The following is a 14,240-nucleotide window of genomic DNA, read 5'->3' as shown; positions in this document are numbered from 1 at the left end:
CGCCGGTGTCCGGGAAAGGGTCAGCGGTGCGGGGCCCCGGTCGTACTCAGCAAGGTGGCTGGTAGGTGCGCTGGGGAAAGTACTGACGCCATTCTCCGGGGGTCATCGCCCACGAGGTGCTGTCGCAGATGCGGGCGGCGACGCGCTCGATGTCGGGGTCCCACAGCAGTGCGGTCCAGTCCTCGCTGCCGGTGGCCAGGATGCGGCCGTCGGGGCTGAAGACGAGGGTGTCGACTGCCTTGGTGTGGCCCGTCAGAAGGATCGGCTCCCCGGCATCGCCGCGGTCTGTCAGGCCGTACAACCGCACCGTGCGGTCGGAGCTCGCGGTGGCGAGCATCCCGCCGCCGGGGGCGAAAGCGACGGCCATGACGCCGTCGGTGTAACCGGTGAGCCGGTCTCGCGCGAACGGGTGCCGTGGATCGGTCAGATCCCACAGCCGTACGGAGCGGTCCTCGCTGCCGGTGGCCAGGGTGCGGCCGTCGGGGCTGAACGCCACCGACTTCACCGCGTCGGTGTGGCCGGTGAGGACGGCCCGGCGTGCGGGCTGCCGCTGTGCGGTCAGGTGCCACAGGACGACCGTGCGGTTCCGGCTCGCCACGGCCAGGCCGCGGCCGTCGGGAGCGAAGGCCGTGGAATCCACCGGGCTCGTTCCCCGCAGGATGGTGAGCGGGCGGAGGTGCGGTACGTCCGTGGTGTCCCACAGCCGCACGGTGCCTGACTCTCCGCCGGTGGCCAGGGTGCGGCCGTCAGGAATGAAAGCCACCGAGTTGACATGGCCGATACGACATCGAACGGTGCTGAGCAGGCGGGGCCGCTGTGCCGCTCCCACGCTCCACAGCCGCAGGGTGCCGTCGGCGCTGCCGGTGGCCAGGATGCGGCCGTCCGGCCGGAAAGCCACCGAGTTCACGGGTCCCGTGTGGCCGGTGAGCCGGGCCAGTTCCCGGGGATGTCGTGCGTCCGCCAGGCTCCACAGGCGCACGGTCCGGTCGTAACTGCCGCTGGCCAGTGTCCGTCCGTCGGGGCTGAAGGCGACGGAGTAGATGGAGCTGCTGTGGCCCGTCACGGCCGGCCCGGGCAGATCCCAGAGGCGCGCGGTCTGGTCCTCGCTGCCGGTGGCCAGGGTGCGGCCGTCGGGGCTGAACGCCATCGCGCGGACGTTGTTGGTGTGGCCGGTGAAGACCGACAGTTCCTGGGCGGATCCGGAACCCGTCACCTGCCAGCGGCGTACGGTGGCGTCGGCGCCCGCGGTGGCCAGGGTACGGCCGTCGGGAGCGAAGGCCACCGCGTTGACGGCGTCGGTGTGCGTTGTGAGCACCTTCGCCGTGCGGGCGTGGCCCCGCCGGGTCACGTCCCACAACCTCACCGTGAAGTCGGCGCTTCCGGTCGCCAGCCGGCGATCGTCGGGGGCGAACGCCACCGCTCTCACCTCACCGCTGTGGCCAGAAGCGGTCGACAGCTCACGCACCCGCTCCCCCGACGCGGTCATCCGCCAGAGCCGTAGCGCGTGGTCGGCATGGCCCGTGGCCAGCGTCCGCCCGTCCCGGCTGAACGCCACCGCGGTCACGGCGGCACGCACGTCCAGTTCAGCAAGTCCGCGCGGGTGCCGGGGATCCGTCAACTGCCAGACGCGGATCCCTTTGCGGGCGACCGCCGCGAGTGTTCGCCCTCCGGGGCCGAACCTCAATCCGGCGATCGAGCCCGCGCCGCCCGGCAGGCGTGCCGAGATCCGGGGTCGCCGTGCGTCGCCGATGTCCCACACCAGCACCGTGCCGTCGTCGATGCCCGCGGCCAGCAGGCGTCCGTCCGGGCTGACGGCGACGGTACGAACCGGGCCGGCGAGGCGGGGCAACGTGCTCAGCTCGCGCGGCCGGTGCGGATCCCCGGCCCGCCACAGGCGCAGCGTGCGGTCGGCCCCGCCGGTGACCAATATGCCCCCGTCGCCACTGAACGCCACGGCGGTGACCGCGCCCGTATGACCGGTCAGTCGCGTGGCGTACGGAGTGGCGAAGGAGCTCAGGACGCTGCTGCGTGCCTCTGGAGTGGGCGACACGCGGTAGGCCGCCAGGCTCAGCTGGGCAGCCAGAGCGGGGTCGACCATCCGCAGCGCCCCGGCCTTGTCGGCGGCCCGCTGCGAACTGGCGGCATCGCGCTGCCGGTCCGCCGCCCGCTGCGCCCGCACCGCGAGGACCGCGGTCGTGGTCGCCAGCACGAGCAGGACGCTCAGCAGCGCCGTCGCCATGTGCCGGAGCCGGGCGCGACGCCGTTGCGCCGCACGTTCACCGGCCTGCGCGGCGAGGCTCGCGTCGATGAACTCTCGCTCCTTCACCGACAAGGACGTACGGTCGAGCCCCGCTGCCGTCTCCAGCCGGGTCCCGCGGTACAGGGCGCCGGGGTCCCGCCCGAGCGCTTCCCACGCCTGGGCGGCGTCGGTGAGCCGGCGCAGAGTCCGCACGGCTTCGCGGTCCTCGGTCAGCCATCCGTGCAACCTGGGCCAGCAGCGGATCAGGGCCTCGTGCGCCAGTTCCACCCGCTCGCGGTCGAGCGTCAGCAGCCGTGCCTTGGCGGCACGGTCCAATACGGCGCCCAGGCCGCCGCCGGAGTCGGCCAGTCCGTCCAGCTCCGCCAGGCACGCCGGCCGTCGTGTGTCCTCCGTGCCTTCTCCCAGCGCGGTCAGCCGCAGGAACACCAGGCGGGCCAGCTCTCGCTGCCCTGGGTCGAGCTGCTGGTAGAACTCCTCCGCCGTACGCGCCAGTGCGCCCTCGAGTCCGCCCGCGGCCTCGAACGCAGCAAGCGTCAGCGCGTTGCCGCGGCGTCGCCGCCAGGTCTGCAGGAGTGCGTGCGACAGCAGCGGCAGCATCCCGGCACGCCCTTGTGCCTGGGCGTTGAGCGTCGCCAGCAGCGCCCCCTCGACGGAGAGGCCGGCCCGCTGGGCGGGCTTGGTGACCGCCTGGCGCAACGAGTCCAGGTTCATCGGCCCGACCGGCACCTGCGCGTCGCGCATCGCCTCCAGCAGCAGTGGGTGGTGGGTGCAGTGCGCGTAGAAGTCGGCCCGCACCGCCAGCGCCACCCTGCACCGGCCCGCCTCGGACGAGGCGGCGGCGATCAGCGCTTCGACGAAACGGTTGCGCTCGACAGCGTCCTGACACAGGGTAAAGACTTCTTCGAACTGATCGACGACCAACACGAGATCACCGCCCGGGCCTCCGGAGCGCGCGATGGCCTGCCGCACTGCCCGGCCCAGATTCTCCGGATCGTCTTTCAACTCTTCATACAGCCCCCCTGCCGTGACGCCCGCCCGTGCTGCCAGCCGCACCGCGCACTCCTCCAGCGGCCGCGGCCCCGGCGTCAACACCACCGTCATTGTCGCCGGAGACCGCAGGTGCGGTACCAACCCGGCCCTCAGCAGCGACGACTTACCCGAACCCGAAGCCCCGATCACCACCACGAACCGCTGTCGCTCCAGCCGCTCGGCCAGTTCCTCCACGAGCTGTCCCCGGCCGAAGAACCACTCGGCGTCCTCCTCCCGGAACGACCGCAGGCCCACGTACGGCGGGGGCGGGCCGACCCGCTCCGCCGCCCCTGAGGCAGGGTCCTCTTCACCGAGGCGTACCGCCGCCTCTCGCCAACGGCGCTCCCACTCCCGCAGGTCCCCGTCACAGGCGCGGACGTACGCCAGCGTCACCTCCAGCGTCGGCAGCCGCTGGCCGGACGCCGCGGACGACAGAGTCGAGATCGAGTAGTGCGCCTGTTCCGACAGTCTCCGGTAGGGCGGATTCCCGGCCTTCTGCCGCAACTGCCTGAGTCCCGTGGCGAATTCCCGTAACGGGCCGTCTTCCGTGGACAGTGGTCGCTCTTTGCGCGGCATGGCCGCACCTCCCCGTGGTTCCCCGTTCCCCCGTGTCACAGCCTGCGCGACGTCATCACATTTTCCGGGACTTGTTCGTGGGGTACCAGACGGCGCTCCGCGCCGTCGGCGAAGCCGCGGTCGGCGAACAACGCGTCTGGTCGTCGCCGTGGCCCACCACCCCGCTCGGGCTGCTCAGCCGACAGAAACCCTTGGGCTCCAACACGTAGAACTTGACAGAGAATCGGCAGGCTGGGGAACGCAACGCACCCTCGATGCCGTCCTGGTGCAGCCGGACGTCGTGATGGAACTCGAGGTCGACGTCGCAGGCGACAGCGCCGGACGCCGGCGGCACCCGGCCCGCCCCCACCGCATCCGCACAGACGTCGACGTCCAGGAGGTGCCGCGGTTCTGCGAAGGCGGCGCCCTGTCATAGCAACAGGCCTCGACACCGAAGGCGCCCCAAGCCCGGCGACCCAGGCGTCGGCTGCTTGGATTCGTCCCCGGCCGCAGAGGACGCCGCGTCCCCCTCACCGGCGAAGCAGCCACCACCTGGTGGGAGCGCAAAGCAGCAGACGCCGGACTCACTGTCCAACTCATCCTCGACACCCCACAGCCCCTCCGTCCTCGTAACCCGGGTTGACAAGAAGCGAGCACGCCTCTACGTCACACGGTCCGACGGCATCGCCACCATCACCGACCCCATCGCCCTTCGCCAGGCCATCACCACCGGCATCGGCCAAGGACGCGCCTTCGGGCTCGGCCTCCTCCATGGGAGGTGGGTCGGTGAGTCTTACGCCTGGCCGCAGGATGCTGTTCGCCGTGATCTGCGCGGTCGCGGTCGCGACGATCTATGTGGCGCAGCCCGTACTGGCCCAGATCGGCGGTGTCTCCGGTGTCATCATCGGCATTCTCGCGTGCTCGCGGGCAGTCTCGCTGACCTGCGGCCGTGTCTGATAATGATCACGTTGCGGCGGCTTTCTCTGTGGAGTCGACTGGCCGCCTGTGGGAGGGTCCTGCATGTGATCAGTCAGGATGGCGTCCAAGCCCGCGAGCTCGTACTTGCGGACGGAGTTCGCCCGGCGGATGTTGTGCGTGTTCATCGCGAAGCGCTGCACGTGCTGCGTCCGAGCATCGACGCAGCCCATATCGACGCCTACAGCGATGACGCCTGGCCACCCGAGGTCCTGCACTCGTACGAGCGCGCCCTCCTGCTTGCTCGTGAGGAAGTCGCGCGCGGTCATCGCTCCAGGCGCTCCGATCCTGGGATGGGGATCGACATTGATGTCCGAGACGACGGGCAGTTCGAAGTGCTCTTGGACTTGGCTCCTTACACAATCCACGCCGAGGGCCGGCGGGACGGCCGGTTGGTCTTCAGTGCCAGCGACTCGGGAACCGCCTTGTGGATTGAGGTCAGGGAGGAACAGGAAGCAGCGCTTCTGTCCCGATTGGGTCTGCTGGGGATCCCGTCGGCTGTGCTCACCGTCCTGGCACCCGGCCGCTGAGCCATTGCCGACGCGGGCTCGCGGAGCCAGAGGATTAGGGCGCGTTTCGAAAGTCCCGCCTGCCCGGGGACGCCTGGCACGCGCGCTCGCCCACGTTGTCGGGATCACCCCGATACGCACATTATCGGGGTGATACTCCGCCTTGCGATCGCACGCTCCCCCACGCTCGGCTTCGCTCGCGCGCCCCACGCCGCCGCCGGGCCCGCCCTGCGGGCGGACGACGCTACTTGCGAAACACGCCCTGGCCCAGCATCCGCAGAGATGTCCCGAAGATGCCGGAAGTGGACCTCAAGCGAACGGGCAAGCGTGAGAGACCAGAGGTGCAGGCAGCCGCTGGGCGGCGTTGGAACGGCTTGGGGGCAGACATGGGCGGGATCGCTGAGGGACTCGAGCGAGCGCTGCTGACCCACCCGTACCCACCAGTGACGCAGCCGTGCGTTTCCTGCTCCGAGTGGAGCAGGGCTCAACGAAACGCGTGGCGGCCCTTCTTGGCGCCTCTCAGCGCACGGTGCAGCGATGGATCACCACCCGGCCGGGGATGCGCCGCCGTCCCAGTGCCGTGCACGCGGGGCTGATCGATATGGCCGTCAGGGCCCGGTGGCAGCCCCGGGTGCGAGCCCGGGCCGAGGCCGACGGGTTTGCCCTCCACACGAGGGCGCGGTTCGGCTTCGCCGCTGTGGCGGGCTCGTCGGACGACCCGCGCATCCGGCTGATCACCCAGTACCTGTCGGGAAAGGTGGCCCGCGAGCTGTTCTCCGCCCGGGACGCCGGCGGAGGCGAGCGGCAGCAGATGGTGATCCCCGCCTGGGCGCTGAGGCATGCCTACTTCCGTGACGGAGGCCGGCGTGCCCACGGTCTCGAGATCGCCTTCACCGACGTGGAGTTCGCCGATGTCTCCATCGGCTGACCGCGTCCCCGGTCGGCTGTACCGCCCGGCTCCACCTCCCCTGCCGGCTCGAGGCTCGGAGCCCTGGCTCAGAGGGCAGGCGGGATCTGGTGCGGTATCAGCATCGTGTCGTAGCGCTGTGCTTCGTGACGTTCGCGCCAGTCCCACTGGATACGGCCGGTGCGCTGGCCGGCCAGCGGGGTTCACCGGCGGCTCTGGATACGACCAGCTCGCCATTTTATACGGGCTGTTCAGGGTGTCTCTTGAATCACCCCGGGGCGTGTTCTGATCGCTGCATGGACGGTTATCGGGGCGAACCTTTGCTGCGTGCGAGAGGCTGTCCGTATCAGCCGGTGCTCCTGCCTCTACGGTCGAGCATCATGAAGATCATAAACCCCGCGGAGAAGAGAATGACACCACAGACCAGAAAGGGGATCGGGGTGTACTCGTCAGTGCATGTCTGGCCGCGGGACATCGCATGGCACACGGTCCCCGGACCGCTTCGCGCCTTCCGGCTCGCCATGGAGAAGCGCCTCGACCTGGGGTATGCAGTCAATCTGCCCCGGCCGACGCGCTCCAAGACCGCCGCCAGCGAGCCCAGCTGAGCGAGTACGGGGTGAGGTTGCGACGACCCGGCAGGGCGTCTGCCGGGCCGCATTCCGCTTAGCGAGTGTCAGTGCGCCTTTCGCGGCGGGTGCCGTGGCGAAGGGTGATCGACATCAGGTCGCTGGGGGCGTGCAGCTCCAGGCGGTGCCAGCGACCGCGGGGGACGATCACGGCGGTGCCTGCCTGCAGCTGCACCATGTCTTCGTCACCGCCGGGCCCAGTGGGACGGAGGTAGAGACGGACACCTCCGGTCAGGCAGCACACCGCCTCCTCGGCCTCCGGGTGCATCTCCCAGTGGTCGGCGTGAACGTCGGCGTCGGCCTCCACGCGGAACGTCGCGATCTGCCAGGCGCCGGAGTCGCTGCTCGTCATCCGCCGTTCGGCAGCTTGGACGACGCCATCGGGGTGGATGTGCAGCGCCGAGGCGAACAGGTCGATGGGTGAGAGGGGTGTCGTCGTCATGACGGCGTTCCTTCCAGTCGGTTCTCTGCGGTGGTGGCGGGTTGGGGGACAGGTGTTTCGGCCTGGCGGCGGGGCAGTACGCCGATCGCCACGACCGCTGCGAGCACGAAAAGGGCGGCGGCGAGGGCCAGGCCCAGGGCGTAGCCGTCGTTGAGCGCGGCGGGGGAGCCGGCCGTGCCGCTGCGGTGTGCGGCGATGGTGGCCAGGGAGGCCAGGCCGATGCAGCCGCCGAGTTGGCGGGAGCTGTTCATGAGGCCGGAGGCCATGCCGGCCTCGCGGGGGGCGACGCCGGTGGTCGCGGCGGCGACGATCGGGGCGATGACCAGTCCGACGCCGACTCCGGTGGTGATGCAGGCGCCGAGTACGTCCGTGAGGAAGCCGCCGTCGGGGCTGATGAAGGCGAACCAGGCCAGACCCACGGCGGCGAGCAGGGCGCCGGGCACCAAAGACGTGCGGGGGGTACGTGTCGCGGTGACGCGGGTCGCGACGAGGCTGCCCGCGACCAGGCTCGCGGAGAAGGGCAGGAACGCGGTGCCGGTTGCTGCGGCACTCATGCCGAGCACCTGCTGCATGTACAGGGACACAAAGTAGAACGCCGCGAACTGCCCGGCCGTGGAGAAGAAGACCAGCAGGTTGGCGCCTGCGACCCAGCGGCTGCGTAGCAGGCCCAGGCGCAACAGCGGTGCGGGAGTCCTGGATTCGGCGACGATGAAAGCGGCCAGGAGCGCGGCCGCAGCGACGAGCATCGCCCATGTGGCAGGGGAACCCCAGCCCTGGGTGTCGGTGCGGACCACCCCGAGGACCAGCAGCCCGACTCCGCCGGTTGCCAGGACGGCGCCGAGCACGTCCAGCCTCTCGCGTCGTGCGGGGCCTGCTTCGGCGGGCACGCCTGCGACAACCAGCGCGAGAGCCACCGCCACGATGGGCAGATTGATCAGCATCACCCAGCGCCAGCCCGCGTACTGGGTGAGCAGGCCACCCGCCAGCACGCCCAGTGCTCCTCCTGCGGCGTTCACCCCGCTCCACACCCCGAGCGCGCGTACGCGCCGCGGGCCCTCGGGGAACGTCGTGGTCAGCATCGCCAGCGTGGCCGGGGTGGCTGCTGCGGCGCCCAGGCCCTGCCCCGCGCGGGCGGCGATCAGTTGCCAGGGAGCCTGAGCCAGCCCGCCCGCCAGGGAGCACAGCCCGAAGACGGCCAGCCCCAGCACGAAGAGCCGACGCCGGCCGTACAGGTCGCACGCGCGGCCTCCCAGCAGCAGGAATCCGCCGAGCGTGAGCGCGTAGACGTGCACGACCCACGACAGGTCGAGAGGTGCGAACTCCAACGCAGTGCGCATTGCGGGCAGTGCAACGTTGACCACCGACAGGTCCAGGGCGACGGCGAACTGGGCGACGGCCACTGCCGCCAGCATCCATCCGGGCCGCCCCCGCGAGTTTTTATACATGTAAATAAAGTAGCCTCAGAGGATCACCGCTGTCGACACCTGGGGGATGATGAGGGCATGCCGCAACCGTCCGCACCGCGCAAAACGCTCGGCCGACCTCCCCGTATCTCCCGCGAGGAGGTCGTCACAACGGCCCGCCGGATCGTGGACTCGGAAGGAGTGGACCGGCTGACCATGCGGCGGCTGGCCACGGAGATCGGCAGTACGCCGATGGCGCTCTACCACCACGTCCGCAACAAGGAAGAACTGCTCGTCCTGCTGCTGGACGACTACGCCGCGCGGGCGCTGCGTCGGCCCGAACTGCCCGCCCAGCCTCGCGAGCGGATCGTCGTCGCCGCTGCAGCGATCCACGAGGCGCTCGCCGCCTGCCCCTGGATCGTGGAGGTGCTGACTGCCGACGACTTGATGTCCTCATCCGCCCTGTGGTTCGTCGAGCAGATCGTCGACGGCCTGGTCGCATGCGGACTGACACCCGAGCGGGCCACACATGGATACCGGGCGATCTGGTACTACACGGTCGGAGAGATCGTGGTCCGGGCGACAGCGACCCGAAGGCGCACAGACGACGACCGCCCCACCTACCGGGAGCGGGTCTTCGCCGATCTCGACCCGAGCGAACTACCCCGTCTGGCACAGGCTGCCGACCACTGGGCGGCACTGACCGCTGAGGACACCTATCTAGATGGGCTACGAGCCATGGTGGACGGCCTCCTCTCTGCCCGCTGACGAGTCGCCCCGGGGATACACGCGCCTGGCCTCTGGCCAGTCACTGTCGGTGCGGATCCCAGGGCTCGCAAGTGTCAGGGAGTGTTTTGATCCTTCACCTTCAGAGAAGGTGCGCCCGCAGTGTGGAAGGGTGGCCAGCCCTAGGAAACCGGATGAACGTAGGACGCGGATCCGGGAGGTGCGTCGTCGGCTCGCGCAGGAAGGGCCGCCGTGGACTCGGGAACGCGGGGCGGACTTCGAGACAGTCACGGTGCCCGAAGGTGATTGCGACCAGCTGCGCGACTTGTTGATCTCCGAGGGCGTGCAGACGATTGTCGAGGTCGGTCTCGCCTACGCCAGTTCCGCGCTCGCGATCGGCGAAGCGCTGGTCGCCGTCGACGCGCCCGGTCCCCGGCACGTCATCATCGACCCGTTTCAAGAACGTGACTGGTCCAATGTTGGCTGGGACCTGCTGCGCTCCGCGGGACTGGACTCGATTGCCTCGCTCATCCTCGCGCCGTCGTCGATCGCGCTCCCGGAACTCCTCACTGAAGGTCTTGTGACCGACGCGGCATTCGTGGACGGTAGCCACCGGTTCCATGAGGTCTTCGTCGATCTGTATTTCTTGCGTAAGATCGTCCGACCTGGCGGATTGATCGTTATGGACGAAGCCGGGGCGCCGTCAGTGGAGGCCGCCGTCCGGTACTACGAGCAGAACCTGGGGTGGACGGTGATTCCCAGCGCCTTCGCTGACGGCACTCTGACGACGGTTGCCGCTGATGTCCGGGCCGAGCCAGCGACGCGCTGCAAGGCCGTACGTTTGCCTGACTCACCGTTCGAGCCGCCCTTCGAGGCATTCCGCGCCTTCTAGCTCCCGTTGAACGGGCCGCCGGATCCGACAGCGCCACGCTGCCCGCCCCCCGCAAGAAGACAGCCGCGCAGCCCGAAAGTAGCAAGCGGCGACGGACGAAGAAGGCCGCCCCCGAGCCCCGTCCCGCCCCAGCAGGCAAGCAGGCTGCCCGCAAGAGCGGCGGCAAGACCACCACAGCGAAGGAAGCGGCGCAGCCGACGCTGGTCGACTTGGTCCGCCGACACCTGGCGGAGCAGAGCGAACCGCGCTCGGCTGCGGAGGTCGCCGCGGCCCTCGGTCAGGCCCATCCCGAACGCGCTATCAAGACAAACGTGGTGCGCACCACGATCGAAGGGCTGGTGGCCAAAAGCCAGGCTCAACGCACCAAGCAGGGCGCGTCCGTGTTCTACACCGCTCCCGACACCCCGGAACGGAGCAGTGAGGACCAGCCCGCACCGGCTGACGTCTGACATCGCGGCAGCCCACACCTTGCGCCTCCCCGTCGCTGACAGGACTCCTGCGCATCAGATCGCGCATTGAATTTCGCATTGGATCCCTCGTTCTGTGGGCTGGGGTGGTGACGATCAACATCCGTCGCTGACTTCGCGGCCATCACGGGCAAGGCACGGAACGGCTCGTTCCCAGGCGGCTTCGGCGCCGGGGAACGAGCGTTCTTTCATGGCGTGGGTTCACCGCGCCAGATGATGACGGCCATCGCCGGGTCAGCAGGCGTCGGCGAGTTCTTCGATCTGGTGGGCGAGGCGATCGCGGGCGGACCGCTCCCGCATGTGGAAGCCGACCAAAATCCCCAGCATGCTGATGACGCCGATGATGGTGGATGCGGCGAGATCAGTCAGGGCGGGCTGAGGCGTGCCTCGATGGTCAGCGTAAGAGTGGTGACGCCGAGGAACGCCCCTGCGCTGGCTTTGTAGGCGAGACCTGACACCGCTTGTCGACGAGTTCAGACAGCGCTTGTCGATCACAGCGCCGCGAAATGTCGGTGAGAAGTGACACCACCTCGGAGCTGGGGCCGTGCTCGGGGCGGGGTTGAGGCCGCCCAAGGGGCGGTCGGGGATGCACTCACACTTTCATCCCGGGCTGACCATCAGCACGGTGAACACGCTGCGCGAGGCGCGGTTGCAAGCCCCGCCCTTCCTGTAAAGCAAGCTTGACAGCCACCGAGGGGTGACAAGTAAGCTTTACACGTGCGAAACAGCGTCAGGGAACTGCGGTCGTCACGAGGGCTCTCCCAGGGCCAACTGGGCACGGCCCTCGGGGTCTCCCGGCAGACGATCAACGCCATCGAGACCGAGCGGTACACACCTTCCCTGCCGCTCGCCCTGTCCATGGCCAAGTTCTTCAAGGTCAGCGTTGAGGAGATGTTTCATGCCAATGAGGGCCCAGCAGATGACCAGTAACACGGCCAGGAGGTCCGTCCCCGGATTCTTTCTCGTTCTCGGAGGCGCCTGCCTCGTGGCCGCGACTTTCGGAGGCCGCCTTGCTCTCGGCGTGGTGACGTTCGGGATCCTGGCGGTCTGCAGTCTCGCCTTAGTGCTGCTGGGACGCCGGAACGAGACCTATCAGGGCCTCACCGAGAAGGAGCCCGACGAGCGCTTCGCCCGGATCGCAGGGCGAGCCTGGGCCGGCACGGGCGTGGTGCTTACCGTGGGGAATCTCAGCGCCTTCATCGGTGAGCTGGCATCCGGACGAAGCGGCGATCCGTATTTCTGGTTCGTGGCCACCGCCGCCATCGCCTACGTCGCGTTCGTCGTCTTCTGGTCTCGGCATACCTGAGACGCCATCGCCTCGAACGGCTCGTCACCGTAACGTCCGGCAAGGCAACACGATCATCCTGGTCACCGGAGGTCGGTTCCGGGCGAGGCTGAGCGGGTGGGGGCGATGGCGGACAGGTCAGTTACCGGCCGAGTCCTGGGCGGCAGCTCGGGCTTGGGTGATGGCGAGGCGGTAGGAGTCGGTGCCGGTCTGGATGAGGTTGCCGCCGAAGGTGAGGCGGTCGACGATGGCCGCGCAGAGGCGGGGGTCGGTGAAGGTCTTGGTCCAGCCGCTGAAACTCTCGTTCGAGGCGATGGCGACGCTGTTCTTCTCCTCACGCTCCGTCAGAACCTGGAACAGCAGCTCAGCGCCCCTGCGGTCCAGTTCCATATAGCCCAGCTCATCGATGCACAAAAGATCGACGCGGCCGTAGCGGGCGATGGTCTTGGTCAGCACCTTCTCGTCCGCGGCCTCGACCAGCTCGTTGACCAGCTTGGTCTGCATGTTCACCTCGCCGCCTGTATCCGGGCAGCCCAGAACCAGGACTGGGGCCTGCTCAAGGACAGTGCCTGCCACTCGCCGAGGCCGGTGCCCGGCTGGAGGCCGAAGCCCGATCAGGCGAGTAATTGTCAAATCCTGTGGATGGGGCTGCTCGCAAGCTCCGGGCCCCTCTGCTTGGCCCTTGACCGCGGTGGTGGGTTCTGTTTACTTCGCGCCGTCACTCGCGTCCGTGGGGCGGCTGTGCGACAGGCCCCCCGGGCCGGCGCGGCCCTGCCCAGGCCGGCACGCCACCAAGCGGTGCCTGCCGACCGGTCGTACGGGGTTGTCAGTCTTTGTGCACGGGACGCAGGGTCACCAGGTCGTTGCCGTCGCAGTAGGTGAGCGGCCCGCCGATGCCCTTGTCGGTGTGCCGGAACGCCTGGCAGTCCGATGTGCCCCGCCAGAGGGTGTTGCCCCGGTGGTCCAGCAGGAGCAGGCGGCGACCGTCCTGCCAGAAGCTGCCGGTGACGGACCGCGCCGCGGGGCTCAGCCCGTGGGGGCGGACCAGCTGGTCGGCGCCTGCGTTCAGGAGCCGGTCCGGTCGGCCGGGCGCGCGGATGATCTCGTTCATGGTGCCGTCGGTGAACAGGTACTCGCCCGGGGCCAGTCGCCGGGAGGGGCGCAGGGTGCCGAAGTAGGGATCGACGACCAGGGCGCCTTTGGCGTCTGGCAGTACCATGTGGAAGCCGACGGTCAGGGGAAGAGTGCGGTTCCAGCGGCATCCGGTGCGCGCGTCGCGCGGGGCCTGAGGCTGGTCCCAGACGAAGCTGTACCGCCAGCCGCGGTCGCCGTCACCGGATTCCACCCCGCTGGCGATGACGGTGGCGCGGCAGCTGCCCTTGGCCGGTGCGGTGACCATGATGACCCGGTCGTTGTCCTTGATGATTCGGTCGACGGTGCCGTCGGGCGGCCGCAACCCCGCCTGCCAGTGAAGCCCGCCGTCGTCCGGGTCGACGGTGCCGACACGGTCGGGGGTGACCAGCTGGGGCCCGCAATGGTCCCCACTGCGGCCGTCGGCGGTGTCGAGCGCGTCGGCCTGGCAGACGATGCGTACCGCCCCGGACACTGCGCGCGTCCACTGGAGTACACCCGACCAGGTGTCCCAGCCGGTCAGGCGGCAGGACGTGGGGCGGCAGACCGCCGTCAGTACCACGGAGCTGTTCTCCAACAGGAAAACCTGGCTGCCGGGCGGCAATGCCTGGCGCCAGATCAGGAGCCCCCGCTCCGGGTCGAGCCCGGCGATCGCACTCGGCCCCCGGCGGCCGTCCCTGCCGCCGACCAGCACCACCCGGCGACCACCGCCGATCACGGAGTGCGCCGCGCCGGGCTGGTGCGAGGTCAACGCGAATTCGGCCGGCAATGCCAGCCGCCAGCCCCCGTTCTCTGCGCCATCCAGGCGGACCAGCGTGCGGCCCTGGCCGAGCAGCCCCGTCGCGGGGGCGTTCAGCACCCAGGTGCCATCGGGGCCCGGCCGCACCGGCAGTGGAACACGCGAGGCCTCCTCGGGCACCGCCTCCCCATCGCCGAACATCGGCGGCGACGGGGCGAAACAGCCCGCCACCAGCAGCCCCACGACCACGACCAGTAGCCCTCGCCGCCACCGATGCCTCATCGCGCCCCCCGG

General features: G+C 69.5%; 12 protein-coding genes and 3 pseudogenes. 10 read left to right on the top strand and 5 right to left on the bottom strand.

All coding sequences use genetic code 11. The features are described from left to right. Window positions 1-46: 46 nt before the first annotated feature. Complete coding sequence (locus tag ACGFNV_RS36255) at window positions 47-3,865, bottom strand: XRE family transcriptional regulator (RefSeq protein ID WP_393628480.1); 3,819 nt, start codon at window positions 3,863-3,865, stop codon at window positions 47-49. Window positions 3,866-4,335: 470 nt separating this feature from the next. On the opposite strand from ACGFNV_RS36255, the pseudogene ACGFNV_RS36250 reads away from it, so the two are divergent. The 5 genes and pseudogenes from ACGFNV_RS36250 to ACGFNV_RS36230 all read left to right on the top strand — a co-directional run. Next, window positions 4,336-4,602: pseudogene (locus ACGFNV_RS36250) on the top strand (type I-E CRISPR-associated protein Cas6/Cse3/CasE); the annotation flags it as partial. Between the two features lie 28 nt (window positions 4,603-4,630). Then, entirely contained in the window at window positions 4,631-4,801 is a 171-nt protein-coding gene (locus ACGFNV_RS36245) for a hypothetical protein (RefSeq protein WP_393628594.1), read from the top strand. A gap of 65 nt (window positions 4,802-4,866) precedes the next feature. Continuing rightward, complete coding sequence (locus ACGFNV_RS36240; RefSeq protein ID WP_393628592.1) at window positions 4,867-5,349, top strand: hypothetical protein; 483 nt, start codon at window positions 4,867-4,869, stop codon at window positions 5,347-5,349. Window positions 5,350-5,770: 421 nt separating this feature from the next. Then, a pseudogene (gene tpg, locus ACGFNV_RS36235) lies at window positions 5,771-6,256 on the top strand (telomere-protecting terminal protein Tpg); the annotation flags it as partial. Between the two features lie 359 nt (window positions 6,257-6,615). Then, on the top strand, window positions 6,616-6,840 hold the full coding sequence (locus tag ACGFNV_RS36230; RefSeq protein WP_393628478.1) for a hypothetical protein: 225 nt from the start codon (window positions 6,616-6,618) through the stop codon (window positions 6,838-6,840). Window positions 6,841-6,898: 58 nt separating this feature from the next. On the opposite strand, the gene ACGFNV_RS36225 is transcribed toward ACGFNV_RS36230, so the two are convergent. Both ACGFNV_RS36225 and ACGFNV_RS36220 read right to left on the bottom strand, forming a co-directional pair. Beyond that, window positions 6,899-7,303 (bottom strand): cupin, encoded by a 405-nt coding sequence (locus ACGFNV_RS36225; RefSeq protein ID WP_393628476.1) that lies wholly within the window; start codon window positions 7,301-7,303, stop codon window positions 6,899-6,901. After that, on the bottom strand, window positions 7,300-8,748 hold the full coding sequence (locus ACGFNV_RS36220; RefSeq protein WP_393628475.1) for an MFS transporter: 1,449 nt from the start codon (window positions 8,746-8,748) through the stop codon (window positions 7,300-7,302). The genes ACGFNV_RS36225 and ACGFNV_RS36220 overlap by 4 nt, the downstream gene beginning before the upstream one ends. Before the next feature lie 57 nt (window positions 8,749-8,805). On the opposite strand from ACGFNV_RS36220, the gene ACGFNV_RS36215 reads away from it, so the two are divergent. From ACGFNV_RS36215 to ACGFNV_RS36195, 5 genes are all read left to right on the top strand, one after another. Then, window positions 8,806-9,474 carry a TetR/AcrR family transcriptional regulator gene (locus tag ACGFNV_RS36215; protein WP_393628473.1) on the top strand — a complete coding sequence of 223 codons (669 nt, stop codon included), beginning with the start codon at window positions 8,806-8,808 and terminating at the stop codon, window positions 9,472-9,474. A 178-nt stretch (window positions 9,475-9,652) separates the two neighbouring features. After that, the gene (locus ACGFNV_RS36210; RefSeq protein WP_393628471.1) at window positions 9,653-10,324 is read left to right on the top strand and encodes a class I SAM-dependent methyltransferase; all 672 of its coding nucleotides are present in this window, start codon (window positions 9,653-9,655) and stop codon (window positions 10,322-10,324) included. A 209-nt stretch (window positions 10,325-10,533) separates the two neighbouring features. Beyond that, complete coding sequence (locus ACGFNV_RS36205; protein ID WP_393628469.1) at window positions 10,534-10,773, top strand: hypothetical protein; 240 nt, start codon at window positions 10,534-10,536, stop codon at window positions 10,771-10,773. A 735-nt stretch (window positions 10,774-11,508) separates the two neighbouring features. After that, the gene (locus ACGFNV_RS36200; protein WP_362157416.1) at window positions 11,509-11,721 is read left to right on the top strand and encodes a helix-turn-helix transcriptional regulator; all 213 of its coding nucleotides are present in this window, start codon (window positions 11,509-11,511) and stop codon (window positions 11,719-11,721) included. Between the two features lie 55 nt (window positions 11,722-11,776). After that, window positions 11,777-12,097: a hypothetical protein gene (locus tag ACGFNV_RS36195; RefSeq protein ID WP_393628468.1), complete on the top strand. Its 321-nt coding sequence runs from the start codon at window positions 11,777-11,779 to the stop codon at window positions 12,095-12,097. 117 nt (window positions 12,098-12,214) lie between these two features. Here ACGFNV_RS36195 and ACGFNV_RS36190 read toward each other — a convergent pair. Together ACGFNV_RS36190 and ACGFNV_RS36185 are read right to left on the bottom strand one after the other, a co-directional pair. Then, window positions 12,215-12,580, bottom strand: a pseudogene (locus ACGFNV_RS36190) (ATP-binding protein); the annotation flags it as partial. 322 nt (window positions 12,581-12,902) lie between these two features. After that, complete coding sequence (locus ACGFNV_RS36185; RefSeq protein ID WP_393628467.1) at window positions 12,903-14,228, bottom strand: hypothetical protein; 1,326 nt, start codon at window positions 14,226-14,228, stop codon at window positions 12,903-12,905. Between the last annotated feature and the right edge of the window lie 12 nt (window positions 14,229-14,240).

Source organism: Streptomyces sp. NPDC048751 (assembly GCF_043198595.1).
GTDB lineage: Bacteria > Actinomycetota > Actinomycetes > Streptomycetales > Streptomycetaceae > Streptomyces.
This window is presented reverse-complemented; position numbering and strand designations above follow the sequence as displayed.